Annotated in this window: 19 protein-coding genes and 1 tRNA gene; 14 read left to right on the forward strand and 6 right to left on the reverse strand. The window is 63.7% G+C overall.

Translation table 11 applies throughout. The annotated features are described in order from the left end of the window. Positions 1 to 35 precede the first annotated feature (35 nt). The 8 genes from OPIT5_06570 to OPIT5_06605 all read left to right on the forward strand — a co-directional run bounded on the left by OPIT5_06570 (position 36) and on the right by OPIT5_06605 (position 12,602). Entirely contained in the window at positions 36 to 2,255 is a 2,220-nt protein-coding gene (locus tag OPIT5_06570; protein AHF94151.1) for a hypothetical protein, read from the forward strand. A gap of 46 nt (positions 2,256 to 2,301) precedes the next feature. Further along, a complete protein-coding gene (locus tag OPIT5_06575) occupies positions 2,302 to 4,470 on the forward strand; it encodes a hypothetical protein (GenBank protein AHF94152.1) in 2,169 nt (722 codons plus the stop codon). Between the two features lie 89 nt (positions 4,471 to 4,559). After that, positions 4,560 to 5,843 (forward strand): hypothetical protein, encoded by a 1,284-nt coding sequence (locus tag OPIT5_06580; protein ID AHF94153.1) that lies wholly within the window; start codon positions 4,560 to 4,562, stop codon positions 5,841 to 5,843. A 5-nt stretch (positions 5,844 to 5,848) separates the two neighbouring features. Continuing rightward, a complete protein-coding gene (locus OPIT5_06585) occupies positions 5,849 to 6,967 on the forward strand; it encodes a hypothetical protein (GenBank protein ID AHF89933.1) in 1,119 nt (372 codons plus the stop codon). 23 nt (positions 6,968 to 6,990) lie between these two features. Further along, positions 6,991 to 7,962 carry an N-acetylneuraminate lyase gene (locus tag OPIT5_06590; protein ID AHF89934.1) on the forward strand — a complete coding sequence of 324 codons (972 nt, stop codon included), beginning with the start codon at positions 6,991 to 6,993 and terminating at the stop codon, positions 7,960 to 7,962. After that, positions 7,959 to 9,449 carry a protein-xanthan lyase gene (locus OPIT5_06595; protein AHF89935.1) on the forward strand — a complete coding sequence of 497 codons (1,491 nt, stop codon included), beginning with the start codon at positions 7,959 to 7,961 and terminating at the stop codon, positions 9,447 to 9,449. The genes OPIT5_06590 and OPIT5_06595 overlap by 4 nt, the downstream gene beginning before the upstream one ends. 31 nt (positions 9,450 to 9,480) lie before the next feature. Beyond that, the gene (locus OPIT5_06600; protein ID AHF89936.1) at positions 9,481 to 10,515 is read left to right on the forward strand and encodes a lysophospholipase; all 1,035 of its coding nucleotides are present in this window, start codon (positions 9,481 to 9,483) and stop codon (positions 10,513 to 10,515) included. A 17-nt stretch (positions 10,516 to 10,532) separates the two neighbouring features. Continuing rightward, positions 10,533 to 12,602, forward strand: coding sequence for a protein-xanthan lyase (locus OPIT5_06605; protein ID AHF89937.1), 2,070 nt, complete (start codon positions 10,533 to 10,535; stop codon positions 12,600 to 12,602). 51 nt (positions 12,603 to 12,653) lie between these two features. Here the strand turns inward: OPIT5_06605 and OPIT5_06610 are convergent. The 3 genes from OPIT5_06610 to OPIT5_06620 all read right to left on the reverse strand — a co-directional run bounded on the left by OPIT5_06610 (position 12,654) and on the right by OPIT5_06620 (position 16,240). Continuing rightward, a tRNA-Arg gene (locus tag OPIT5_06610) sits at positions 12,654 to 12,730 on the reverse strand. A 134-nt stretch (positions 12,731 to 12,864) separates the two neighbouring features. Next, positions 12,865 to 15,204 carry a sodium/hydrogen exchanger gene (locus tag OPIT5_06615; GenBank protein ID AHF89938.1) on the reverse strand — a complete coding sequence of 780 codons (2,340 nt, stop codon included), beginning with the start codon at positions 15,202 to 15,204 and terminating at the stop codon, positions 12,865 to 12,867. Between the two features lie 256 nt (positions 15,205 to 15,460). Further along, complete coding sequence (locus OPIT5_06620) at positions 15,461 to 16,240, reverse strand: beta-lactamase (GenBank protein ID AHF89939.1); 780 nt, start codon at positions 16,238 to 16,240, stop codon at positions 15,461 to 15,463. Between the two features lie 155 nt (positions 16,241 to 16,395). Between OPIT5_06620 and OPIT5_06625 the strand changes: the two genes are divergently transcribed. The 4 genes from OPIT5_06625 to OPIT5_06640 all read left to right on the forward strand — a co-directional run bounded on the left by OPIT5_06625 (position 16,396) and on the right by OPIT5_06640 (position 20,261). Then, positions 16,396 to 17,244 carry a hypothetical protein gene (locus OPIT5_06625; GenBank protein AHF89940.1) on the forward strand — a complete coding sequence of 283 codons (849 nt, stop codon included), beginning with the start codon at positions 16,396 to 16,398 and terminating at the stop codon, positions 17,242 to 17,244. Positions 17,245 to 17,374: 130 nt separating this feature from the next. Beyond that, positions 17,375 to 19,096 (forward strand): ABC transporter substrate-binding protein, encoded by a 1,722-nt coding sequence (locus tag OPIT5_06630; GenBank protein ID AHF89941.1) that lies wholly within the window; start codon positions 17,375 to 17,377, stop codon positions 19,094 to 19,096. A gap of 129 nt (positions 19,097 to 19,225) precedes the next feature. Continuing rightward, positions 19,226 to 20,029 carry a hypothetical protein gene (locus OPIT5_06635; protein ID AHF89942.1) on the forward strand — a complete coding sequence of 268 codons (804 nt, stop codon included), beginning with the start codon at positions 19,226 to 19,228 and terminating at the stop codon, positions 20,027 to 20,029. A gap of 109 nt (positions 20,030 to 20,138) precedes the next feature. Then, entirely contained in the window at positions 20,139 to 20,261 is a 123-nt protein-coding gene (locus OPIT5_06640) for a hypothetical protein (GenBank protein ID AHF89943.1), read from the forward strand. A gap of 220 nt (positions 20,262 to 20,481) precedes the next feature. Here the strand turns inward: OPIT5_06640 and OPIT5_06645 are convergent, their stop codons facing one another. Together OPIT5_06645 and OPIT5_06650 are read right to left on the reverse strand one after the other, a co-directional pair. Continuing rightward, the gene (locus OPIT5_06645) at positions 20,482 to 20,889 is read right to left on the reverse strand and encodes a hypothetical protein (protein AHF89944.1); all 408 of its coding nucleotides are present in this window, start codon (positions 20,887 to 20,889) and stop codon (positions 20,482 to 20,484) included. Positions 20,890 to 21,222: 333 nt separating this feature from the next. Continuing rightward, positions 21,223 to 21,327 carry a hypothetical protein gene (locus OPIT5_06650; protein AHF94154.1) on the reverse strand — a complete coding sequence of 35 codons (105 nt, stop codon included), beginning with the start codon at positions 21,325 to 21,327 and terminating at the stop codon, positions 21,223 to 21,225. On the opposite strand from OPIT5_06650, the gene OPIT5_06655 reads away from it, so the two are divergent. Next, on the forward strand, positions 21,311 to 22,081 hold the full coding sequence (locus OPIT5_06655; GenBank protein ID AHF89945.1) for a hypothetical protein: 771 nt from the start codon (positions 21,311 to 21,313) through the stop codon (positions 22,079 to 22,081). The two genes, OPIT5_06650 and OPIT5_06655, sit on opposite strands and share 17 nt — an antisense overlap. A 192-nt stretch (positions 22,082 to 22,273) precedes the next feature. Here OPIT5_06655 and OPIT5_06660 read toward each other — a convergent pair whose 3' ends face one another. Further along, positions 22,274 to 24,256, reverse strand: coding sequence for an arginine decarboxylase (locus OPIT5_06660; protein AHF89946.1), 1,983 nt, complete (start codon positions 24,254 to 24,256; stop codon positions 22,274 to 22,276). A gap of 100 nt (positions 24,257 to 24,356) precedes the next feature. On the opposite strand from OPIT5_06660, the gene OPIT5_06670 reads away from it, so the two are divergent. Continuing rightward, positions 24,357 to 24,731, forward strand: a complete 375-nt coding sequence (locus OPIT5_06670) for a preprotein translocase subunit YajC (protein ID AHF89947.1) — start codon at positions 24,357 to 24,359, stop codon at positions 24,729 to 24,731. Positions 24,732 to 24,747: the final 16 nt, after the last annotated feature.

Raw genomic sequence — 24,747 nt, forward strand, 5'->3', positions numbered from 1 at the left:
AATCGGAGGTGCCGCACCTTCAGGACTGCCCCACCATGATCGACCCCTATTTCATGATATATAAACGAATGAACCATTCCATCCGTCATCTTTTTTTCTTTTGCTGTTGGTTGCTGATTTTTCCTGCTCCGTTTTCAATCGCTCAGAAATCCCCGGACGATCCCACGTGGGAGGCAAAGAACTTCGACAACCGGGACCAGGGCGGACTGGCCGTGCGCCCTCGCGACCGATCCGAGGTGGTGGACGGGCGCCTGCGTATATCGGGCAATGAAAAGAAGACCAACGTGGGTGTGGAGCGGCTCTTCAACGTGCCCCCTTATCCGACCGATCTGGAAGTGGTCATCCAACCATCCCCGGATTGGGACGGCCGGATTATGCTGCGGGTTGAGGATCTGGCCAGCCATGCCTATGTGGCCATCCTGATTCGCCCGTCGAAGGAATATGCGTGGACCTCCGGGGATGACGGCCGCTGGAACGACTGGAAGCGCTACATCAAGGCGCCGATTTCTTCGGATGCGACGGTGCGTGTCCAGTTCGTCAAGACGACCCCCGAAAGCTTTCGGCTGTTGGTCAATGGCCAGACGCTCGCGGGAAATGTCCCCGTCAAAAATCTCAACAGCGTCAACAAGCTGTCCCTGACTGCGGGCATCTCGGGCCATTTCGATATTGTCTCGGCCCGGGCATCTTCCGATGCGCCGCTAACACCCAAGGTGTCCAACCTGAAGAGGGTGGGAGTTGATCTGGTACCGGGTGCGGTCAGGGCGGCCAATCCCAACGCCAACGGCTACCAGATCGCCTACTTCGAGCGCGGCTACTCCGACGGCATGACTGACCCCGCCCGCCGCGCCGAGCTCGTCTCGACCCTGCGCTCGCTCAACCCCTCCTCGCTGCGCTTCCCCGGCGGCAGTTGGGTTTACTGGTATAGCGACATCTCGCCCAAATCCATCGCCGCCTTCGCCAAGATGGACAAAGCCCCCTACTTCGCCAGGGGCCCGAGGGCGGCGGAATACCGCTGGTCCAACGACGACTACTTTCTCGGCATCTGCAAGGAACTCGGCGTCACCGCCATCTACCAGTTGAACATCGGCACCTGGTATGATGCCGCGACCGACCGCGCCTACAAGCTCGCGCCCTTCGACCGGCGGGTGAAGGACTCCTCCCTCTCCGCCGAGCAGATCGCGCAGTCACTGGATGGCGGCGCCGACGCCATCGACATCGCGCCGGAGATGAAGGACGTGGACGCCTCCTTTATGAGCGCGGCCACCGCCCACGCCGCCCGGCTGGCGCTCAAGGCCAGGGCGCTCGGCATCGACGTCCTCTGGGAATTCGGCAACGAGGACCGCAGTAAATTCAGGCCCGCCACCTACGTCCGCCAATGCCGCTCCTTTTACGATGCCATTCGCGCGGTCACGCCCGACGCACGCTTCGCCTTCTGCGCCGACGGTGACACCTGGCGCGACCACTCCTGGGCCGACGCCGTTTTTGCCGAACTCGTCAAAAACGGCATGGGTGACATGGCCGAGGCCTCCACCCACATGTATCTCACCGGCGGCGGCGGCGGTCCGCGCGACACCGGCGAAAACCTCTACAAGGCCACCATCGCCGCGTGGGGCAATCTCCGCCAAATGCACAACAGTTGGCGGCGGCGCCTCGCCGAGGCCGGCCTCGTGAACACCCGCCTCTCCCTCACCGAATACAACATCACCCAAGGCGGCAAACGAGGCATCACCGGCATCCCGCTCGAACACTCCATGGGCCGTGCGCTCGGTGAGGCCGCCGTCTGGCCCGAACTCATCACCCGCTTCAACCACATCGTGTTTCACGACCTCATCCGCAACGGCTACGGCCACGGCACCTGGTTTGCGCGGATTTACTACATGGCGGACAACCCCGAGGGCCACCGCTACGTCCTGCCGCTCGACGGAAAGGTCATGGCCGTCATGCACCGCCACGCGACCGGGCAGATTCTCCACGCCGACCACGCCGTGGTCGTCTCGCAGCGGCCCGACTCGCTGCTCGTCAGCGTCGCCAACGAGAGCGGCGTCGGCCAGACCCACGAGATTCGCCTGAACGGCCTCGAAGGCCGTCTCCGGAGCGGGGACGCCGAAACGGTCCGCTGGAAAACCCTCGCCGCCCCCTCCCTCGGCACGCCCGAGCATGTCGAATTCGGGAGCGCCGCGACGCTCGCCCAAAACACCCTCACCGTCCGGGCCCCCGGCTACTCGTTCAGCCACCTGACTCTCCCGCTCAACTGAGCACGTAACCACCCTCACCACCGCATTCATGTCCGTTCGCCGTCCCTTGTCCTCCCGGGCCTCGTGCCTCCTCCGCTCCGCGCTGCTCGCCGTGCTCCCGCTGGCCTGCTCCGTCTCCGGACAGGTTCCCGCCGACCCGGCGCTCGCCGCGAAGTTCGACCTGCTGCCGGACAATCTCCTCAAAAACGGAGACTTCGAAGACGGCGCCAGCCACTACATCCCGCACGTCCGTCCTGACGTCGAGGCCAGGATCGTCCCCGGTGGCTTCGAATCCGCCAGCCTCCTCTCCGTCACGGTGCCCGCCGGGCTGCGCCAGGCGGAGAATTTTCTGGCGCAGACCGTGCGGGTTGACCCCGCCGAACCCTCGCGCAGCTACCGCGTCACCTACTGGCTCCGACACAAGGTGCTGAGCGACGACCAGGGCGGCGCGGGCGTGATGGTCAGCTTCCTCGACGCCGACGGCCAAACGCTCGGACGCACCGCCGACGGGCACCTGCTCCGCGTCAAGGAAACGCTCAACCAGTGGCAGGAGATCGAGCGCATCAAGGACGGCAATTGGGACAGCCATGAACTCTCCTTCACCCTGCCGCCCGGGGCCGTCGCCTTCCGCGTCGAGTGCGGCCTGTTCAAGGCGGCGGGCAACGCCGAGTTCGACCGCATCATCGTGACGGCGCGTCCCACCGTCCTGGAGATGCTGGCCGAGGCCAGCCCGATCGAAGCCGTCATCACCTCCGCCGTCGCCAAGCCCCATCTCTCCGAACAACTCTTCGGCCTGAACGCCGAGTTCCGCTATGCGGGCATTTACAAGGGCACCCTGCCGGAGAGCGACCCCGACAGCCGCCGCCGCGAATTCGCCGCCGCGCTCCATGAATCCGGCGTGCGCGTGCTCCGCTTCCCCGGCGGTATGCCCACCCACCAGTATTTTACCGAGGGTCCCGAGGCCCTGGCGAAGCTGATCAAGGCGTTCCCCGGACGCCGCGCCTACTATGGCGACATGTGGTATCCACGTTTCAATGACGTGCTCGATTTTTGCCTCTCCTACGGCTTCGAGATGAACTTTCAGGTCAACACCCAGTTCTTTCAGGACGCCGACGGCGAGATTCGCCCGATCACCGACAACCGCCGAAAAGCGGAAAACCCGGCCCTCTACGGGGAAAACCGCGTGCCCGAGGCCAAGGCCGCGTTCGAACGCTTCGTGGCGACCCTGCCCCCCGGCGCGATCCATTACTGGGAGATCGGCAACGAGGATTTTTCGCTGCTGAGCGTCGAAAACTACGCGGCCATCGCCGGCGCGTTCATCCCCGTCATCAAAGCCTACAACCCCGACGCCGTCATCACCGTCACCGGCAACAAGTGGACCGTCGAGTTGTGCCGGGAACTGGCGAAGAACGGCGTCATCGATCACGTTGACTACCTCTCCGCCCACTACCCGTGGGGCAACCACTGGCGTCCCGAAAAAGGCGGCGAACGCGACCTCGAACGCTTCATCTGCGGCACCCTCAACTGGGCGATGAACACCCAGGCGCACCTGAAGCTTATCCGCTCGGCCGGCTTCGACAAGATCAGGATGTCGGGCAACGAGACCAGCGTCTTCAAGTATCACACCTGGAATCACAACGTGATCCACACCCCCGCCCACGGCCTGCTCTTCGCCGCCAACTGGATGGAAGGCATGAAGGTTCCCGACATGGACAACCTCACATTCCACGATCTGGAGTCGCCCTTTTTTGGCATGATTTCCTACGACCAGTATTTTGACGAGAAGACCGGTCGCTTCCGTATCTGGAAAAAAAGCGAGACGCCGCCCGCCGGCCTGCCGGAGCAACACATCTACCGGGACCGCTACGTGGTGCGCCCCTCGGGCCACGCCATGAAGCAACTCTCCCGCCACGCCGGTCTCAACATGCTCGCCACCGGGATCACCGCGCCCGCCGCCGCCTCGCAACGCCCCCTCTTCGACCTGCTCGCCTCCCAGGACGGCGCGCACCTGCTGGTCACTTTGGTCAATCGCGGCGCGGTGGCGCGGCCCTTGACGCTGGATGTTTCATCCTGGGGCGACCGGGGTGTGGTCCGGATCGGTGGCATTCGCTGGCCGGAACTGGCCGGATTGCCCCGGCCGCCGATTGAGTCGAGCGGCAACACGCGAGTCGAAGGCGGCCGAATCGAAATCAAAATCGAGCCTTATTCGATCACCCAGCTTGAAGTTAAGCCCTGAGCATTCAGCCGTCATGAAGGAAAGATACCGCATACTCCAGCGACTGTGAATCCCGGCCCCGGCATCCCAATCCCAAATCAACGCATACCATGAAAACACCATATATCCATCGGGCGGCTCCCATTGTCGCCCTTGCCTCGGTTCTCGTATCAGGAACCACCGTCGGACGGGCGGCGGACTTCCAGTGGACCGCTTCAGTCGGAGCCGCTTATAACGCCGGCACCAACTGGGCGGGCAACGTGGCCCCATCGTCGACCAGCTCCGACACCACCGACGACATCGTCACTCCATCGGGTTACGGTGATGTTCTCATCAACGTAAACCGCCATGTGCGCCATTTCAACGTTGCCCTTGACCAAGACTGGCTGTGGCGCGCTGGCTCCGGCACCTACACCTATAACATCAACGGCACCCTGACAAAATCAGGTAGCGCCGCGCTGACCTTCCGTGGCCATACAAGCGATAACAATTTCACTCTAGGCCTCGTCATCGGCGGCATCGATCTGCAAGGCGGCACGCTGAATTTTGGCGAAGCCATTTACGGCGCGGCCGGTCGCCTGCGGTCCCTTAACGTCACCGGCGCGACCACCATCGCCGCAAACTCAACGCTCAACCTGAACGTGCGAAGCGGCACCGGCAGCGGGCTGGGCACGCCCAGTGCCACCTTGAACACCATCACGCTCAACGGAGGCACGCTCAACATCGCGCAGATGAATGCGACCTCGGCCACCACGCCCAGCGGATCGCTGACCACCGGTATCACCGCGGCCAGCCTCGCCGGTGCCTCCGGCACGGTGCAGACGAAGACGCATGCGACCCCAGACGTTATCGTAAATGGCGTCCTCACCCTCAACGCGGCCAGCGGCAGCACGAGCTACGGCGGCCTCGTCGCCGATGGCGTCAATGCGACCCTGGCCATCCAAAAGACCGGAGCCGCCGAGCAGATCCTTACCGGGAGCAACACCTACACCGGGGGCACCGAAGTCCAGGCGGGAATCATGGCGACCGGCATCACCGGCAACTTCGGCACCGGCAACGTCCGGGTGCAGACCGCCACGCTCTTCCTGGGCAACGCCGCGTCCATCGCGGACGCCGCCACGCTTTTCTTCACCAACAACTCCACGGTCGATCTGAGTTTCGCCGGCACCGAGTTCATCGGCGCGCTGACCAACGAGACCACCAGTGTCAGCGCCACCGCCGGCATTTACACCGCCAGCCAGCTCAACGACATCTTCGGCGGCAACATCTTCAGCGGCGACGGATTGCTGGCGGTCGCCATTCCCGAGCCTTCGGCGGTGGTTCTGCTGATCGCCCTGTGCGCGGCCGTCCCCGCCTGCCGCCTGCGCCGCCGGCGCGCGTCGCTTCGTTCGTAAACCCGATGTCCTCATTCTCTCCATCCGCTTGGGAAAAATTCGGAAACATCATCTCTCCCGAGACCATTCCCGGCCGCATCATCAACTTCAGCGCCGATGCGGAGCCGGCCGGGAGCGGCGACGAGTGGCGTCTCTGGTTCGACATCCAGGAGAACGGCGGCCGCAACATCTGTTTCGCCGACGGACCCGTGCGCGAGCCGGCGGCCATGCGGCACACGCGCGCCGTCCTTTCCTCCGGTCCGGCGGATACCGCCGCGCCGTTTTCGGTCGGCAATTTCCCCGATGGATGGAATCCGCGCCAGCCCCAGCATCTCCGGCTCAAGGACGGCGCCCATCGCATTTACTTTTGGACCCGATTTCCTGGTGTCACTCGCTACCTCGCAGCCGACAGTGCGGACGGTCGCCACTACATGGTGATCAACCCACACCGCGCCTGCTTCTACCACCCGCACGACCGTGCCGTCGCGCCCAACGACGTGCCGCACGGCCTCACCGTCGCGGGCAACCTCCACGCGGAGCGGCCCGCCAACGAACCCGCCGCGCTTCCGCACGAAGTCGTCAACGACGCCACCACCGTCTATCAGCTCCCTGACGGCAGCTTCGAAGCCTACACCGCCGTCGTCGAGCCGATGCCGGGCGGCAAAAATGACCCCGGCTATGTCGCCTATGACAACGCCGTCGGTTACCGACGGTTCATCCGTCGTTTCGTCAGCGCCGACGGGCTGACATGGAACGGCCCGGTCGGCGAGATCCGGCCCGACGCCTCCGACCCGGCTGATCTCCAGTTCTATTATCTCACGGTCACGCACACGGACCGCGGCAGGGTGGGCTTGCTCGGCCACTACCGTTGCGCCGCGCAGACCATCGACGTGGAGCTTTGTTTTTCGGATGACGGCGTCACCTGGCGGCGACCCTACCGGAATACGCCCTGGCTCCCGCGCGGTCGCGAGGGCGAAGCCGATTGTTGTATCATTATGCCAGCCCGCAGTCTCGTCCGCCACGACAACGCCTGGTGGCTTTTCTACAGCGGCTACAACTTCCTGCACAACCACACTCGCAGCTTCGGTGGCCCTGAAGCGTCGCACCTCATGTGCGCCCGCATCGCCGAGATTCCCTTCGGCTAAACCATCACCAAACACTTTTCCCAATGAACACACTCGACATCCGAATGGTCGCTCCGCTCACGCCGCTGCATGCTGATGGCACGCTCAACACTGCGCTCATCAGTCGCCAGGCAGACATTCTTCGTCGCCGCGGTGCCCAAGGATTCTATCTCTGCGGTGGCACGGGCGAAGGCCAGCTCCTCACTGTCGCCGAACGCAAACAAATCGCTGAAGCCTGGCGCGACATCCTCCCTGCCGACGTTCCCATGATCGTCCACGTCGGCTCAGGCAGTCCGATGGACGCCATTGACCTCGCACGCCATGCGCAGGCAATCGGCGCGAGTGGCGTGTCGTCCGTCACACCCTCGCCCTACGCCGCGCGCGACATGAACGCGCTCGTCGCACACTTTGCCGCCATTGCTGCCGCCGCGCCTGCGCTGCCGTTTTACTACTACCACAACTCCGCCTCGCCCGGACTGAAAATCAAAGCCGTCGATTTCCTCGCCGCAGCACAGAAAAAGATCCCGACGCTCGGCGGCATCAAATATACCGACGCTGATCTCATGGATTACAGTCGCGCTCTCCGTTTCGACGGAGGCCGTTACGCCGTCCTCTACGGCAAGGATGAAATGTCTCTCGGTGCGCTTGCCATGGGCGCGCGTGGCTTCATTGGCGGCTCCTATAATATCCTCTGCCCGCTCCTCCGCCAAGTCCTCCAGTGTTGGGATGATGGTCAACTTGACGAAGCCCGGCGGGCGCAAGACATGCTCATCGACTGCATTTCGATCTTTGGACGATTCGGTGGACTCGCCGCTCTCAAAGCCGCCGCCCTCGCACTCGATCTTGATCTCGGCCCCATGCGCCTCCCGCTTGCCACTGTTCCTGTATCCGATATTCCACGGCTCCATGCCGAACTCGACGCCACTTGGCCCCAGTGGAAGGAAACCACCTTCATTTGCGACCAACAACAATCGTCCAGCAGCGCTATTCCCGTTTCTGCTGCACTCACGTCGTGACCCCTGCCAATCCGATCTCAATTACCACGGATTTACTCATTTTTGGTGCCACACCCGGCGGCTTAACTTGCGCCATCCGTTCCGCGCGCGAAGGACTTCGCGTCGTGCTCGTCCATCACCACCATCACATCGGAGGAATGATGAGCAACGGTCTCGGAGTTTTCGATACACTGTATGACGGCTCCCGATCCCCTCTCTTCGACAAAATCCGCCAACGCATTAAAGGGAACTATCCATCTGGTTCCCATGGCTATGAACCTCATATGGCGGAATCCACCTTCGAATCTCTCGTTGCTGCCGAAGACAACATCACACTCATTCGCGGGAAAATCCCGGTTTCCGTTGAATATACCTTGAGTAACAATCGGCTAATCCACGCCGTTACCATTGCCCCCCTTTCTGAAAATCGCACCCCGCCCACCCCGCATCAGACAATTATCGCCTTAACCTTCGTCGATGCCTCCTACGAAGGCGACCTCGCCGCGCTCGCAGGTGCAACAATGACCACCGGACGCGAAAGCCGCGCTCACTACAACGAACCCCACGCCGGACTCATTTACACCAAAACTCTCCCGCATCCACCTGCGCCCGACACGTCTTCCTCGCCCCCTCCCGTCCTTCGCCATTTCCCGCTGACGAGCGGCCCGCTGCTTCCCGGCAGCACGGGCGAAGGCGACCGCGCCATTCAAGCCTACAACTTCCGCGTCTGTCTCACCTGCGACCCGGCCAACTCGATTCCCGTCGAAAAACCCGCGCGCTACGAACGCGACATTTTCCTCGATCTGCGCGACCGCTGGCGTTTCACCAACCGACTCCCCAATCACAAAACAAGCTGGAACGCCCCGCTCCTCATCGGTGGCAATCACGGCTACCCCGACGCAAACTGGCCCGTGCGCCAGACCATCGCGGAGCGCCACCGCGACCTCGCGCTCGGTCTCCTCTGGTTCCTGCAAAACGACACCGAAGTGCCCGTCGGCATCCGCGACGAAGCCCGCCGCTGGGGACTGCCGCGCGACGAGTTTAGCGACAATGATCACTTCCCCTGGGAAATGTATGTCCGCGAGGCCCGTCGCCTCGTTGGCCGTTATGTATTCACCGAGCATGACGCTCTCGAAGGTCGCATGCATGACGATGCCATCGCCTTCACCGAATGGCCGCTCGATTCCCACGCCTGCACCACGGCCACCGTCCCCGGCAGCGACCACGAGGGCAAACTGCTACTCGCCGCCGAAACCCGTCCCGCGCAAATCCCCTTCCGATGCCTGCTCCCGCACGAGTTCGACAACCTTCTCGTCACCACCTGCCTCTCCGCCAGCCACGTCGGCTGGGGCACCATTCGTCTGGAACCCGTCTGGATGCACATCGGCGAAAGCGCCGGCTTCGCGTTGAGCTTGGCCCGCCGTCACAATCGTTCACTTACCAGTCTCGCGGTAAACTCGCTTAAGGAATTTCTCGAACAACAGGGAGTCTCTTTGATGCCCGCGTAGCCGTCTGCGTCCTCACCATCCCACGACATCGATGACCACGCTCCCTGATATCGAATTTCACAACGCCTTTCCCGAGGCCCGGGCCAACGGCTGGCAACTCCCGCGTTATCCGGTCACAGTCCGCCATGCCCTGAACGAACACGGTCGCATGGTGGCCTCGGACTCATGCGGCATGGAACTCCGCTTTGTCACTCCCGCAACCAATGTTTTCCTCACGCTTTCGTGCGAGGAAGCCGATGGCGAGGTTGCGGTGTTCCAGGGATCATTTCTGCAACGGGCACCCTTCATGCAGCCTGCCCACCGCCTTCCCAAAGGAGTCCCGACCACGCTTCATCTCACTCCGTCCGAACGCATGGCGGAAGCGACCGACGACGCCCTGAACTCCGGGGGCTTTTCTCCTCGCGTATGGCGCATCATACCAGGACGCGGCTCTTATCTGTTCCACCACATAGAAACCTTCGGCCATCCTGTTCGTCCCCCCGCCGCCAATGAAAAGCCGTCAATGAGTTGGCTGGCCTACGGATCGTCGATCACTCACGCACACCATGCCGGCTACATCTATCACGCCGCGCGCCTTCTTCACTGGGATGTTTTCGGCAAAGGTCTGGCCGGTGCCTGCCATATCGAACCCGAGGCGGCGGCATATTTCGTATCGGGAAAAAATATCCGCATCATTACCGCTGAACTGGGCGTAAACATGCGGCATTGTTTCACCCTCGACGACTTCAGACGCCGGGCCGGAGTCTTCATCCGGACGCTGCGTGCCGGACATCCGGACAAGCCGGTTGTGCTCATCACTTGCTTCCGCAACGGTTCTCACCATGCCCGTGGCGTAAATGAGATTTTTGAGCGCATGCGCGGTTTCGACGCTGCTCTTCGAGAACTCGTCGCCAACGCTGGTGATCCTGATCTTCACATCATCGAAGGAGCTGACCTGCTCCCCGATATCACGCTCCTTTCGACCGACCTGCTGCACCCTTCACCCTCCGGCCATGCCGTGATGGGGCATCTACTAGCACAACGCCTGTCGGTTATCTGGAATGCCCGGAATGACCATGTCCAATAAATCTGATCATGAATAGTATGAAACCCGAAAGGATTACCGAGTCTTGCGACCTCGCCGTTATCGGCGGCACGCCTGGCGGCATCGCCTGCGCCGTTCGCGCCGCTCGTGAAGGATTGCGCGTCGTGCTCGTCAATCACACGCAACACCTCGGCGGCTTCATCACCAGCGGTGCGGGCGGTTGGGAAACGCCATGTGATTACCTGCGGTCCCCGCTCTATGCCGAGATGATTACAGGAGCCGCCGAATACTACCGCAACACCTACGGCGAAAACTCGCCGCAACACCGCGCCGCACTGCCCAATCCCGACAGCCGCGCGCACATCGAACGCCCCAAGGTCGAACCTCGCGTCGCCGAAATGCTCTTCGAGCAAATGGTCGCCCGTGAAAAAAATCTTACCGTGCTCAAAGGTTTTTACGTATCCGATGCCGAACGCAAAAACACGCACCTCGTCTCTGTAACGATAACAGAACTACATCCGAAAAGTGGTGCGGGCGAGACGCCCGCGCCACAGAATCTCCGCATCACCGCCCACGCCTTTGCCGACGCCACCTATGAAGGCGACCTCGCCGCCGCCGCGGGCGCGCCCTGTCAGATCGGACGCGAACCGCGCTCCCACTACAACGAACCCCACGCCGGCGTCATCTACTCCACGGAACGCCCGCACACACCCGAACATACCCGTTTCCCGCAAGACGCTGTCGCCGGACGCCTCAACCTCCGCAGCTTCCCCCACGCCACCGGCCCCCTCCGCCAGCCAGACAGCACCGGCGAAGGCGACTCCGCTGTCATGGCCTACAACTACCGACTCATTCTCACCAAAAATCCGGCCAACCGCATCCCCATCGAAAAACCCAAAAACTACGACCCCGACGCCCACAAAAAAGCCGGCAACGGCAGCTACGTCCCCAGCCTGCCCAACGTCATTGCCGACCGCCCCAACGTCGTTCCCAACATCCCCAACGAAAAAATCGGCTGGAACGGCGGACGCCTCATCGGTCCGCACAACGCATACCCCGCCGCCGACTGGCCCGAACGCGAACGCATCTCGCGCCACTACCTCGACACCATGTTGAGCCTCCTCTGGTTTTACCAAAACGATCCCGCCGCCCGCGAATGCGACCGCGACTACTGGAAAGACTACGGCCTTGCCGCCGACGAGTTCATCGACAACCAAAACCTCCCCTACGAAATCTACGTCCGCGAAGCCCGCCGACTCGTCGGCCGTTACGTGTTCACCGAGCATGACGCGCTTCCCGTTCCCGCCCTGGCCCGCATCCATGCCAACGCACGCACGCCGGTTCACCCCGACAGCATCGCTACCACCGACTGGCCAATCGATTCTGTTGCCTGCCTCGAACGCAGTTCCGGTCCCGGAGCGCATCCCGACGGCATTTTTTTCCTCGCCGAAGAATCGCGCCCTGCGCAAGTCCCCTACCGCACGCTACTGCCCCAAGGTCTGGACAATCTCCTCGTTCCCGTCGCGCTCTCCGCCTCGCATGTAGGTTGGGGACCAATACGCCTCGAACCCGTCTGGATGCAAACCGGTGAGGCCGCCGGCCTCGCCGCCGCGCTCGCGCAAAAACATGACACCACCCCCGCCGCACTCGATCCCGATCAGCTCCTGCGCGGACTCGCCGACCGCCGCGTGATGATCTCGTTTTTCAACGACGTGGACCCTGCCTCGCCCGAACCGTGGATACCCGCCGTGCAATACCTCGGAACGAAGGGATTTTTTGCCACCTACGATGCCCGCCCCCATGCACCGCTGACCCCGGCCACGGCGACCTGCTGGGTGAAGTCGTTCGAAAGTCTTCTCGCCGGAGCCGGTGCACACGACGCTTCCCTTGCCGCCTCTACGGTCGTCCATGCCTTGCCCGCGGACGATCCGGAATCATCCACCATCGTCACCTTGGCCGAATTTGCCGCAAAACTGCGGACAATCCTTCGCGGGCGTAACCTGGCGACACATCCCCTCGAATCCGCCAAGCGCGCTCTCGGTCTGCGCTGCTCCGAACCTCTTCCGCGCGCCGCCGCCTGCCAGCTGATTTATGAAACGCTGGGCGCGTTTCTTCCTTTTCCGATGTGACTGTTTTTCCAAAAAAGGAGGAAGCGTGATGTGGCTTGGTCTGAAAAACCCTGGCGCACCCGGCGGGACTCGAACCCACGACCATCCGCTTAGAAGGCGGATGCTCTATCCAACTGAGCTACGGGTGCATCTTGGCAGGTGCCCTACGGCACGCCGACAAAGAGGCCATGTGCGGGCGGCGGCGGCAAGCCGAAGTTGGCCCGGACAGCAGGAAGCTCTCCGGATCAACCCGCGCCGGCCTGGCCGTGCCTCTCCACACTCCCTAACCGGCAGTCGCCACTTCCGTCGCGCCTCCGGCTTCGGCAACCGGAGCCGGGCTGGCCGCACTTTTCAGCCATTGGCGGAACGCCCGCAACTCGCCCAACGAGCCGACCACCAGCAGGTCGTCTCCCGGCTCCAGCGTCTGCGAACCGCCCGGGGTGAGGATCTGCTCGCCCCCCCGCCGGATACCCGCGATGCGCACGCCCGTATCCCGCGCGAACTGCCATTCGGCCAACGTCCGCCCTCCCCGTAACGTCGTCGGCACTACGCATGTCTCCAGCACGGAACCGCCAAACTCGTCGTCGGCAGATGCGTGCGGTTTGCGCGCCTGCAAAAACACATGCACCGCATCGAGCGATTCGCGCGCGCCCAGCAGCAGGATCTTGTCGCCGGGATAGAGCCGCAGGTCCGGCCCCGCCCCGGTGATCAGGTGGCCGTTGCGCTCCACTTCCAGCACCGAGCAGCCGAAGCGCGCCGGGATGGAGAGCTGCGCCAGGGTGTGACCCGCGTAGCTCGCGGCGTCGGGCACCACGCATTCCTCCAGCCGCAGCTTCCAGGCGCCCAGGCTCTCGTCCAGCGCCACGCGGGCATCCGCACGCACCTCCTCGGGCCGGCGCGAATCCTCCGCCAGCACTTCCTGCACGGAATGTTCCCACGAACTGTGCCAGTAGATGAGCCGGTTGGAAAACACCACCGCCAGCACCACCGCGACGCAGGCAATGACCGCCCAGCCCCAGCCCGGCAGCGCCGCAACCGGCAGGATGGCGTACAGCCAGTACAGCATGCCCAGCCCGGCGGCGCCCTTGAAACCGTGCTCGAGCACGCGCTTGGGCAGGCTGCGGTCGCTTCCCGTGCCACCGAGCGCCTCGGCAAGGATCAGCGCCATCGCGGAAAGATTGCGCCACACCGCCACCAGCGGCACCAGCACCGCGATGCCGATCACGCTCCAGAAGACGTAACGGAACGTCCGTTCGGAAAGCCATTCCGAGACCACCGACTTTTCCAGCGCGGCGAGGATCTGTCCGGAAAAGATCAGGAGCCCGGAAACGAACATCACCTCGATGCCCACCTGGAAGGCGCGGCCCCGGATCAGTTTCCACGCCAGCGCGGGCGACGGGCGCGACTGGAGCTGTTTCAGCCAGCCGTGATAGGCCGTGATGGCGCGTGTCACCCACCGCGGCTCCACCCAGTCGGCAAATTTCAGGATCGGCTCCGCGTAACGGTTGAGGATCGGCGTCACCAGCACCGTGAGCACGGAGAGCGACACCGCCAGCGGATAAAACGTGCTCGGCAGGATCGACGCGCCGATGCCGGCCGCCGCGATGATGAACGTAAACTCGCCCAGCGGCGTCAGCAACAGGCCGCCGCGCCGGGCCTCCCGCGGAGAGATGCCCACGAGGATGAGCGCGAACCCGCAGGCGATGGGCCGGAACACGAGCGAAAAGGTGCACAGGATCAGCACCGTCAGCCACACCTCCTTGAGCTGCTCGAGGTTGATCATCATGCCGATCGAGACGAAAAACACGCTGCTGAACAGATAACGGATGCTCTCGAACGATTTTTCGATGGCGTTTTTCTGCCGCATCTCGGCAACCACGGCCCCGAACAAGAACGCACCCAGCGCCAGCGAATAGCCGGCCTTGATCGTCAGGAATGCCATGATCAGCAACAACCCGGCCACCACCACCGTCTGGATTTCCGGGTCGCCCTTCGCCTCCAGACGCCGCAGCAGGCGCGGCATCAGGAGCAGGCCGCCGCCGATCAGCAGCACCACAAACGCACCGAGGACTCCCACCACGCCGCCCACGCCGCCGCCGCCCGTCTCGTGGCTGACGAGAAGCGTCAGCATGATGACCGCCACCACGTCCTCCACGATCGTGATCGCCAGCGCCATCTGCGCCGCCCGGTCGTGATTGAGGTTGTACTCCTGCATCAGCTTCGCGATCACCGCCGAGCTCGACACCATGAGCATCGCCGCCACGAACATGCTCTGCATGGCCGTCCAGTCGAGGAAGTGCCCGAGGATGAGCGTGAAGTTGAGCATGAAAAACGCTCCGAGGAACGTCGCCCCGATCGTGGCCAGGCCCAGTTTGCCCAGCTTGCTCAGGCTCAGGTGAAGGCCGATGGCGAACATCACGAACACCAGGCCCACCTCCGAAAGCTCCCGGATCCGCTCCTCCTCCGCGATCAGCGAAAACGGCGGCGTGTGCGGGCCGATCACCATGCCGGCCACCAGGTAGCCGACAATGGCAGACAACCCGAGCCGCTTGCAGATGATGCCGGCCAAGCCGCCGGCCAGCAGCACGGTACCGAGGTCTTTTATAAGATTGTAATGCTCCATGCGGAAAAAAGGACGCGGAATTGCGGTTTCGCACCTACGCGGACCCCCTCCGGTGGACAGTTCTTGTTGCTCCCTGGATGTCAGGTCTGCATCGGCAGGCTGAAAGCACTCCTCCTCCGCGCCGGTCCTGTCAACGCGCAGTTATTTTTTTGTATAAAAAACCCTTCCGGTTCCGGCGGGCCGGAACCGGCTTCGTTTTTGATCCCGGACCAGCCCCGCTCCGGCTGCTCTTTTCCCGGGCACGGCGGCCGGGCCGTCACAGCGTCAGCCGCAATCCGTCGTACGCCAGCGACACACCATCGGGCAGGGAGGCTTCCGTGGCGGCATGCTCCACGGCATGCGCCATATGAGTCAGCAACGTCCGCCGCGCCGCCAGTTCGCCGGCGGCCGCCAGCGCTTCCCCGATGCTCATGTGCGTGGGATGCGGTTGCGGACGCAGGCCGTCGAGCACAGCCACATCCGCCGCCCGCGCCAGCTCCAGCGCCGCCGCCGGCACGCGCTTGCAATCGGTGTAGTAAGCAAACCGCTTCCCGCTGCTCCGCTCCGTGAACACCAGGCCCAGGGTGTTGACGCCCCCGTGCGGCAACGGCGTCGCCGCAATCGTGCCCTGCGGGAACTCCAGCACGGGCGGCATCACCTCGAGACGGAAGGCGGCATAACCCGCCGTCACCGGACGCTCCACAATCGCGTACGGAAAGATCGCCAGCACGCGGGACAACCCCTCGTCGGTCGAATAAACCGGCAATGCCTGGCCCTCGCGCCGGTCGCAGAAACGCCGCAGGTCATCCATGCCGACCACATGATCGGCGTGCCCGTGCGTGAGGATGAACAGATCGATATCGGTAATGTTCTCCCGCACACACTGGAGGCGGAACTCCGGCGCGGCATCGACCTGGATGCGCAACCCGTCCATGACCACATGCACCGAGGAACGCGTGCGCCGGTTGCGCGGATCCTCCGAGGTGCAGACCGGACAGTCGCAGGCAATCATCGGAATGCCATGCGATGTGCCCGTGCCCAGAAATACGATCTCCATGCCTCCGGATGACAGGCATGCCGGGCGTCACCCGCAAGCGAAACGACGCCTCCGGCGCCCTCCCCCCGCCCCTCCCCGCGATCTGCAAACAATCGCAACCTGCAAAATCCCCTTGACCCTCCTCCGGCACACCGGAGTTTTCTGTTTTCCTCACCATGCGCTCCCGCACACCCCTTGTCGTTCTCGTCTTCCTGACCGCCGCCTGCTCCTGGACGCAGGCGCTTCGCGCCGATACCGACGCCCCCGCCGGCCCCGATCTCGAAAACGCCTGGCGCGCCGCGTCGATGGGCCTGGTCAGCGAAGCCCGGGCCGCCTTCACCCATGCCGACAGCCGCGAAGCCCGTTTCGGCGAAGCCATCACCCTCCTCCTCGTCCAGCCCAAGACCGATTCCAACGTCGAACGCGCCGCCCGCCTGCTCAACGACATCATCAGGACCGGCGAAACCGACGATCTCGGCCTGATCGCCCGCTATCACCTCGGCCGGCTCGAACAGGCCCACCGCACCCCGCCCGACCTGTCCGCCGCCACCGCCCACTACCGCAAGCTCCGCGAACTCAGCCCCTCCCACCCCCTCGCCGAACAGGCCCTCGTCAAACTCGGCATCATCGAACTCTACGCCCCCGACATCAACGACGACCGCCGCCGCGCCCTCTACGACGACTACGGGCGCCAGGCCGACAAGCTCGTCACGAGCGACAGCCGCCGCGATCTCCACTTTCTCCTCGCCCAGGTCGGCCAGCGCTACCGTTTCGACAAGACCTCCATCCTCAACCACTACCTCGCCTCCGAGAAGGAAGGTATCCGCCGCACCATTACACGTGCGGACGTCTACGTGAGCATTGTGCAGCTCGCCCGCGATCTCGGCCGCAACCCCGTGGCCCGGCAGTACAGCGACAAGTTCCTCGCCGAGTTCCTCCGCGACAACCGCCGTCTCATGATCCAGGAAATCCGCGACGCGCTGCCCGAAGAGCGCTCCGCCCCCCCTTCGCAAAAATCCGCCTGAAAAGCCGCAACGCCGACGGGCTGTCCGCTCCGGACTGGCCGCGACAACCCGCCACTCGAAACCACCTGCCACCGACAACCCGCCTGCACCACCCGCCGCCGAAGCCTGATTCCGGCAGCTTGTCCCTCAAATGAACCGCTCCTCCATTTCCAACCTCATCGGCCTCCTCCTTCTCCTCGGCTGTTTTACCTTCGCCCTCTTCAAGGTCTTCTCCCGCAACCGCGCCGAAGCCTCCGGCGGCGAAATCATCCGCTTCGCCCACTGGCAGCTCGAAGGCGGCCTGCGGAAGGCCCTCGACCAGCTCGCCCGCGATTACGAAAAGCTCCATCCCGGCGTCAAGGTCGAGCAGCTCGCCATCCCCGAGCGCACCTACGCCCAGTGGATCCAGACGCAGCTCATCGGCGGCACCGCCACCGACATCCTCCAGCTCGGCCGCCTCAGCGCCGGCGAGGACGAAATGCTCGCCCGCTTCTTCCAGCCCCTCTCCGACCTCGTCGAGCGCCCCAACCCCTACAACAAGGGCACCGAACTCGAGAACACCATCTGGCGCGAAACCTTCGTCGATGGTCTCACCGGCGGCTTCGCCTACCGCCCCAACCTCCTCGAATACTACGGCGTGGGCATGTCCATGTTCACCGTCCGCGTCTATTACAACGTCTCCCTCTGGAAACGCATTCTCGGCGACACGCCCGCGCCCCGTAACTTCAACGAATTTCTCGACGTCTGCCACCGGGTCGAAACCTACGCGAAAGAGAAAAAGGTGGACGTCATCCCCGTCGCCGGCTCCAAGGCCAACGGGCCCCAGCTCATCCAGAAATTCGTCACCAGCCAGACGCAGAAGATGGCCCGCGCCACCCTGCGCAACTATTCCATGAAATCCGAGGCCGCCGACGTGGGCATCAGCTACCTGCGTGGCGACTGGACCCTCGACACCCCCGCCATCACCGACGCCTTCACCATCAACCGCGAAGTCGGCCTCCTCCTCCAGCCCGGCTACATGTCCATCACCCGCGAGGACGCCTCCTTCTATTTCCTGCAAAGCCACGCTCTCATGATCGCCACCGGCAGCTGGGACGCTCCCTCCTTCCGCCAGCAGGCCGACTTCGAAATCAAGGTCTTCGACATCCCCATCCCCTCGCCTTCCCACTCGAAGTACGGTCGCAACGTCCTCGGCCTCCCCTCCGAAGCCGCCACCAACGTCGGCCTCACCTTCGGCATCAACCGCGACTCGAAACACCGCGAACGCGCCATCGACTTCCTCCACTACATCACGTCGAAAGCCGGCAATACGAAGTTCACCGAACTCAGCGACTGGCTTCCCTCTGTCATCGGCGTCACGCCGCCGCCCTTCGTCGTCCCCTTCCTTCCCCGCACGGTCGGTTATGTGGACGGCTTCGAAATCCCCATCATCGGCGCCAACACCAAGCGCATCCTCGACAACGCCAACAACACCCTCGTGCAACCCTCCGGCTCCGTCGATGCGTACAAGGCGCTCCTGCGGCCGGATCTCGACGGCGCCGTCCGCCAGGACCTCGCCCGCCTCGCCCATATTTCCCGTATCAACATCGGGCGCCAGGATCTCATCCTCGCCGCCTACGCCGAACTCGTGGACCATTCCGGCAAACGGATCGCCGCAGCGAAGGCAGCCGGGGCCGAAGCCGCCAGCGAAACGGCAGCCGACCCGAAGCCAGCCGTTTCCGCCACCGCGGACAAAGCCGGACTGCTCGCGGCCGAAACGCGCAACGACGCCACGCTCCGCCAGCGCCTGAGTGAAACCATCGAGGCGCAAAACCAGCAGGAAGGCACCCGCGCCTGGCTTCTCGGCGAACTCGGCCGCCCCACCGGCCGCTGACCGGTTTTTCCGGAGCGGCGGCGAGGACGCCGCCGCTCCGGTTGGACATCACGCGGGTTACGCCTCCTTTCCCGCCTTTGTTTCGTTGCCGCTTGCGCAGCCCCGGCGCGCCTCGCGACTATCGCGGGCATGAACGCCGACACGCCCTTGCCCGCCGATTCCTTGCCCGCCGATCCTTCCCCCGACGTTGCCGCGGCGCCGGCAGTCGCAGCCGCGCTCCCTTCCGAACCGCCGCTGGCCCCGCTCGAGGCGCGGGCACTCGGTTGCCTCATCGAAAAGGAACTGACCACGCCCGACGTCTATCCGTTGACGCTCAACTCCCTGGTCAACGCCTGCAACCAGCGCAACAACCGCGCCCCGGTCCTCACGGTTTCGGCCTCCGAAGTGGAGGCGGCGCTGGAAGGCTTGCGGCAAAAACGGCTCGCGGCGCTTTTCGCCGGCGCCGATGCGCGCGTGCCGAAATTTCGCCAGACGCTCGACCTGGTGTACCCGCTCGAAACGGCGGCGCGGGCGGTGCTGGCCGAACTGCTCCTGCGCGGTCCGCAGACCACGGCCGAGTTGCGCACCCGCGCCGCGAGGATGCACCCGCCACTCTCCGGCGCGGACGAAGTGGAATCGTTGCTGGCCGACATGGCGGCGCGTCCGGCCGGTCCACTCGTGCGTCGTTTGCCGCGCCAGCCGGGGCAGAAGGAAGCCCGTTGGGCGCAACTGCTCACCGGAGAACCGGCCGGCGTCGGCACCGATTTTTCCGGCAGCGATGCGGATGTCGCCGGGATGCCGGCTGCCCGGATCACCCTTTCGCCAGGCGCAGCCGCAGCGTCGCCTGCCGCCTTGCCGCCGGAAACGGAGCAGCGGCTGGCTGCGCTCGAGGCCGAAGTGACGCGATTGCGCACGGAACTGGCCGCCTTGCGCGAGGCGCTCGGCGGCGGGTGAAATCCGGCGCTTCGGGTTTCCGGACCTTTTTACGGGAACGCGTCGCCGCCGAAAACGTTTTTGACCACGGGTTACCTGGGGCGGCTGTGCCGCAACCGAAGGGAGAAGAATGGCCACGAAAAACACGAAAAAACACACCGCGCATGAAATCCTTCATCGCGCTTATAAGCGCGCGGGAGATTCTCGTCGGACAGAAGGAAATTTTGTGTTTTTTGTGGCCATCCCGGGTTGAATCCGGAACGCATCGACACCGAGGGAAATCATGCGCTTCCGCGCACAATTTTTCAGGGTAGTTTTCCGGATCTGCCAGGCTGTCGCTTTGCCCGATACGCGGATACTATCGGCATCTCAAGGTTTCGGGATTTTTACACAAAGATCACGAAGGACACAACGGTTTGTTTTTCAGTATCTTCGCGTTCTTTGCGATCTTCGTGTAAAACCGGAATCAGCGCTCAGTGCGGCTGGTATCCGGTGGGCGATTCGTCGAGATCGATGGCGACGTGGGCCCGGGTAAACGCCTCCCGAAGCGGCGGCAGGAAATGCTCCGCGAATTCCTCGAGCGCGAAGGTGATGTCGTGCTCCCCGCCATCGGTGGCGAGAAAGACGGCTTCGGCCATTTCCATGATATCGCCGTCCGTGAAATGTTCCTCGATCACCGACTGGCTGCCGGTCACGGCCGTGAGCGTGGCCTGGGTGGGGTCGTCTTCCGGACCGCCTTGCAGGCGCACGATGCCCTGCAACCGGGCGACCGCGATGCGGCCGGCGAAGCGGCTGATCGTCTGCCAGGCCCAAGCCATGTTGGCGAGGGTGGCGAGGCGAATGAGTGTCTTGCGGGAGGCGAGGAGATCGGAGAGTTTCATAATAGTGATGAAGTTTCCTGACCTGGTGCAGATGCACCGGTTGCGGTTGATGGTGACCCGACGTCGGTAATGCATAACGCGTGCCCTCTTCCCGTCCCCGTCGGCCGGAGCCGCGCGCGCAGGCATGCGGGGCGGCCTGCCTCTGCGTTCTTTCTCCGGCCTGGAGGAGCGCCTGGTCCTTACCCGGCGTCCTTGCAGTCACTCACTGACGGAAACACGGAAGACTCTCGCAACAATCCCGACGTCTTCAGACCTGAAACACAACTGACCCAGACTTTGACGAGTTTTACTGATCGGTACTGATCGGCGAACGCCTTTAACCAGATACTGCCGTCACGCGGGTGCAAGCGGGTTTTGCGAAAAAATGCGGGCGCAGGCGGTGTTTTTTTCCGCATGCGGAGCGGGCGGATGGAGAGCTTGCATGAAGGGGGCGGTCAACCGCAGGCTTTTCGGCATGAAACTGAAAATTGCCCCGCTGTGGGGGATGTGCGTGCTGGCGTTGTTGCCGGTTCCGGAAACAAGGGCGGCCGGCGGCGAGACGGCGGGAAACCCGGCGGCGGCCGATCCGTTTGCCGGGCCGCCGGTGACGCTGGAGCGTTTTGCCAGCCGGTTCGCGAAAGAGGGCGAGAAGTGGGGCGGGCCGGCGTTCTGGCTGGAGGCGCTGCTGGTCAACCGGGAGGCGGCGGACGGGGCTGACGGGAAAAAGCCGCCATCCGCGCCGACGCCGGAAATGCTGGCGGCGGGTTTGCGGCTGCGCGTGCGGCTGCAACCGGGGCTGGCCGCGGGGCAGGAGCAGGTCACGGTGATCGACCGCACGCCGGCGGGCGTGCCGCTGGCCGGCACACCGCGCAAGGTGGGCACACGCCTGTACGCGTTTGCCCGGCGGGTGGAGCCGGCGGCGGCAGGGGACCACGCGGGAGAAGCTGCGCAGACACAGCCCTCTTACGACGTGGCCTTCAATGTGTGGCACGCGGTGCTCTCGGGTTTTGTCGAAACCGGCGAAGGGGTGCAGGGGGTGTTTGCGTCGTCGGAAGTGGACTCGCGCGCGCAGATGGCGGCGGGTCGATGGATGGTCTTCGGCGGCCTCACGCGGGAGGAGGCGAGCCGGGCTGCCGACGGCAAGGAGAAGGTGCAGAAACGCGAGAGCCTCGTCTGGCTGCGGATCGTGGACGGGAGTACGGCGGCGGAGTGAGGGAGCGGCGGCATGGCAGGCTGTCGGCCTGCGGCCTCGGTACCTGCCGCTGCGACGAGGCGCGACGCGCCTCGCCCTGTACAGCACCACAGTGCAGGGAAGGCGGTCGTCGCGGCGCCGCACCGGGCGTGATGGTCTCCACAATTCGAATACCCGCCCGGCCAATGCAGCGGCAGGAATGCCGCCGCTCCGTTATTTTTTCCCGCGCCGGCTTTTCGCTTTCGGCGTCAGGACCGCGCCGGGGGGTTTGCGGCGGGAGCGGGTGATGTTGAGGTACGTCTTGGAACGCATCTGCTCCTCGTAGTACTCGGTCATGCGCACGCCTTCCCGGGGTTTGACGAGATCCTTTTTCGTGGCGGCGTCGATCTGCGTCTTCATGCGACGGCAGAGTTCCTCCCACTGGTATTGCACGCCCTCGATCACGTCGGAGATGCGGCTGCCGGCGAGCGCCTCCTCGACATAGAATCCGTTGGGCTCGTCCTCCTCGAGGAAGACGTGCACCTCGTTGACGCGCCCGAAGAGATTGTGCAGGTCACCCATGATGTCCTGGTAGGCGCCGGTCAGGAAGACGCCGAGGTAGTAGGGCTTGTGGTTGAGCGGGTGCAGTTGCAGGTAATCGCGCGTATCCTGCAGGTCGATGAAGCTGTTGATCTTGCCGTCGGAGTCGCAGGTGATGTCCACGAGCGTGGCGTTGACGGTGGGTTTTTCGTTGAGCCGGTGAAGCGGCGCGATGGGGAAGAGCTGCTTGAGCGCCCAGTGATCGAGCAGCGACTGGAAGACGGAGAAATTGCAGACGTACTGGTCGGCGAGGAGCGTCTTGAGTTCCTGGAGGTCTTCGGGGATGTAGCCGTTTTCGTTGAGCTCGCCGGCGATCTGTTCGCAGATCTGCCAGAAAATGGACTCGGCGGCGGCGCGGTTTTCGAGATCGAGGTAGCCGAGGTTGAAGAGCGAAAACGCCTGGTCCTTGGCCTGCACCGCGTCATGGAAGCGTTCCTGCTTGCCGAGCTTGCTGCGGTTGCGGAGGAGGGTTTCGAGGTCGGTGACGACCTTGTGCTTTTCCTTGGGCTGGTGCTGGCGGCCGAGGGTTTCGCGCTTGTTGATCCGCTCGAACACCTCGACGACGAGCATCGAGTGCGGCGCGACGACGGCGCGGCCGGATTCGCTGACGAGATCGGGCACGGGCACGCCGGCGCCGTCGCAGATGTCGCGGACGTTGGCGACGACGTCGCGCGCGTACTCGGCCATCGTGTAGTTCATCGATGATTCGTAGTTGGTGCGCGAGCCGTCGTAGTCGATGCCGAGGCCGCCGCCCACGTCGAGGTAGCCCATCGGGAAACCCATCTTGTGGAGCTGGCAGTAGAACCGGGAGGCCTCGATGACGGCGTTCTTGATCGTGAGGATGTTGGGCACCTGCGAGCCGATGTGGAAATGCACCAGGCGGAGGGCCGAGGAGAGTTTGGCTTTCCGGAGTTTTTCGCAGGCGAAGAGGATTTCGGCGGTGTTGAGGCCGAACTTGGCGTTGTCGCCGGTGGAGGACGACCACTTGCCCTCGCCGCGCGTCTGGAGCTTGGCGCGGAAACCGATCATGGGTTTCACGCCGACTTCCCCGGCGATGGCGATGATGTCATCCACCTCGGAAAGCTGCTCGACCACGATGATGATTTTTTTGCCGATCTTGCGGCCGATCAGCGCGAGCCGGATGTAGTCGAGGTCCTTGTAGCCGTTGCAGATAATGAGGCGGTTGTGCCCCTCGTGCATGGCGAGGGCGATCATGAGCTCGGGTTTGGAGCCGGCTTCGAGGCCATAGTTGTAGCCCTTGCCGGCATCGATGATCTCGTCCACGACCTCGCGGAGCTGGTTGACCTTGATCGGGAAGACGCCGCGGTACTCGCCCTTGTAGCCTTCCTCCTTGATGGCCTGGCGGAAGAGGTCGTTGAGCTGGGTGACGCGGTGGCGCAGCAAATCCTGGAAACGGATGACCATCGGGGCCTTGAGTCCGGTTTCGAGGGCTTCATCGACCACGTCGAGGATGCGGATGGAGCGGGCGTCGGCCAGCGGCTGCACGGTGACGAGTCCGTCGGTATCGACCCCGAAGTGGCCGGCACCCCAGCGTTTGAAGCCGTACAGTTCTTCGGAGCGTTCGGCTGACCAGGCGGAAGAGGGTTTGCTTTTCAAGGCTGGGAAATGGCGGCTGGGTTATGGCTTGCGTTCTGAGCGGCGGACACGGTTATCTCGACGTTTCTTTTTTCAAACACATCAACACGCAACGCCGAAAATGACTCAGTTTTCCAACTCGCTCTTCATCGCCCAGACGACTTCCGCTCCCGCCGCCCCCGCCGGCGACGGTGCCGCCCCCGGTGGCCAGCCTTCCAGTCCCGGCGGCGGTTTCACGCTTCTGTTCCCGATTCTCCTGCTCGTGGCGATGTACTTCCTGATGATCGCCCCGCAGCGCAAGAAGCAGAAACAGCATCAGAAAATGATCTCCGAACTCGGCGCCGGCGACGAGATCGTGACCTCCGGCGGCATCTACGGCGAGATCACCGGCAAGAAGGAAGACCGCTTCATCGTGCGCATCGCCGACAACACCAAGGTCGAGATCGCCAAGGGTTTTGTCCAGACGGTCGTCCGCCGCGCTTCGGACGGCAAATAACCCGCCCCCCTGCCCC

The sequence above is a fragment of the Opitutaceae bacterium TAV5 genome, from assembly GCA_000242935.3.
Lineage (GTDB): Bacteria > Verrucomicrobiota > Verrucomicrobiia > Opitutales > Opitutaceae > Geminisphaera.

What these genes read in the sequence shown, in the direction of transcription:
- OPIT5_06630 (AHF89941.1), top strand. Translation starts at nt 17,375, where the DNA reads ATGAACCGCTCCTCCATTTCCAACCTCATCGGCCTCCTCCTTCTCCTC.
- OPIT5_06645 (AHF89944.1), bottom strand. Translation starts at nt 20,889, where the DNA reads ATGAAACTCTCCGATCTCCTCGCCTCCCGCAAGACACTCATTCGCCTC.
- OPIT5_06600 (AHF89936.1), top strand. Translation starts at nt 9,481, where the DNA reads ATGACCACGCTCCCTGATATCGAATTTCACAACGCCTTTCCCGAGGCC.
- OPIT5_06640 (AHF89943.1), top strand. Translation starts at nt 20,139, where the DNA reads ATGGCCACGAAAAACACGAAAAAACACACCGCGCATGAAATCCTTCAT.
- OPIT5_06585 (AHF89933.1), top strand. Translation starts at nt 5,849, where the DNA reads ATGTCCTCATTCTCTCCATCCGCTTGGGAAAAATTCGGAAACATCATC.
- OPIT5_06620 (AHF89939.1), bottom strand. Translation starts at nt 16,240, where the DNA reads ATGGAGATCGTATTTCTGGGCACGGGCACATCGCATGGCATTCCGATG.
- OPIT5_06580 (AHF94153.1), top strand. Translation starts at nt 4,560, where the DNA reads ATGAAAACACCATATATCCATCGGGCGGCTCCCATTGTCGCCCTTGCC.
- OPIT5_06570 (AHF94151.1), top strand. Translation starts at nt 36, where the DNA reads ATGATCGACCCCTATTTCATGATATATAAACGAATGAACCATTCCATC.
- OPIT5_06670 (AHF89947.1), top strand. Translation starts at nt 24,357, where the DNA reads ATGACTCAGTTTTCCAACTCGCTCTTCATCGCCCAGACGACTTCCGCT.
- OPIT5_06655 (AHF89945.1), top strand. Translation starts at nt 21,311, where the DNA reads ATGAAGGGGGCGGTCAACCGCAGGCTTTTCGGCATGAAACTGAAAATT.
- OPIT5_06625 (AHF89940.1), top strand. Translation starts at nt 16,396, where the DNA reads ATGCGCTCCCGCACACCCCTTGTCGTTCTCGTCTTCCTGACCGCCGCC.
- OPIT5_06615 (AHF89938.1), bottom strand. Translation starts at nt 15,204, where the DNA reads ATGGAGCATTACAATCTTATAAAAGACCTCGGTACCGTGCTGCTGGCC.
- OPIT5_06635 (AHF89942.1), top strand. Translation starts at nt 19,226, where the DNA reads ATGAACGCCGACACGCCCTTGCCCGCCGATTCCTTGCCCGCCGATCCT.
- OPIT5_06605 (AHF89937.1), top strand. Translation starts at nt 10,533, where the DNA reads ATGAAACCCGAAAGGATTACCGAGTCTTGCGACCTCGCCGTTATCGGC.
- OPIT5_06590 (AHF89934.1), top strand. Translation starts at nt 6,991, where the DNA reads ATGAACACACTCGACATCCGAATGGTCGCTCCGCTCACGCCGCTGCAT.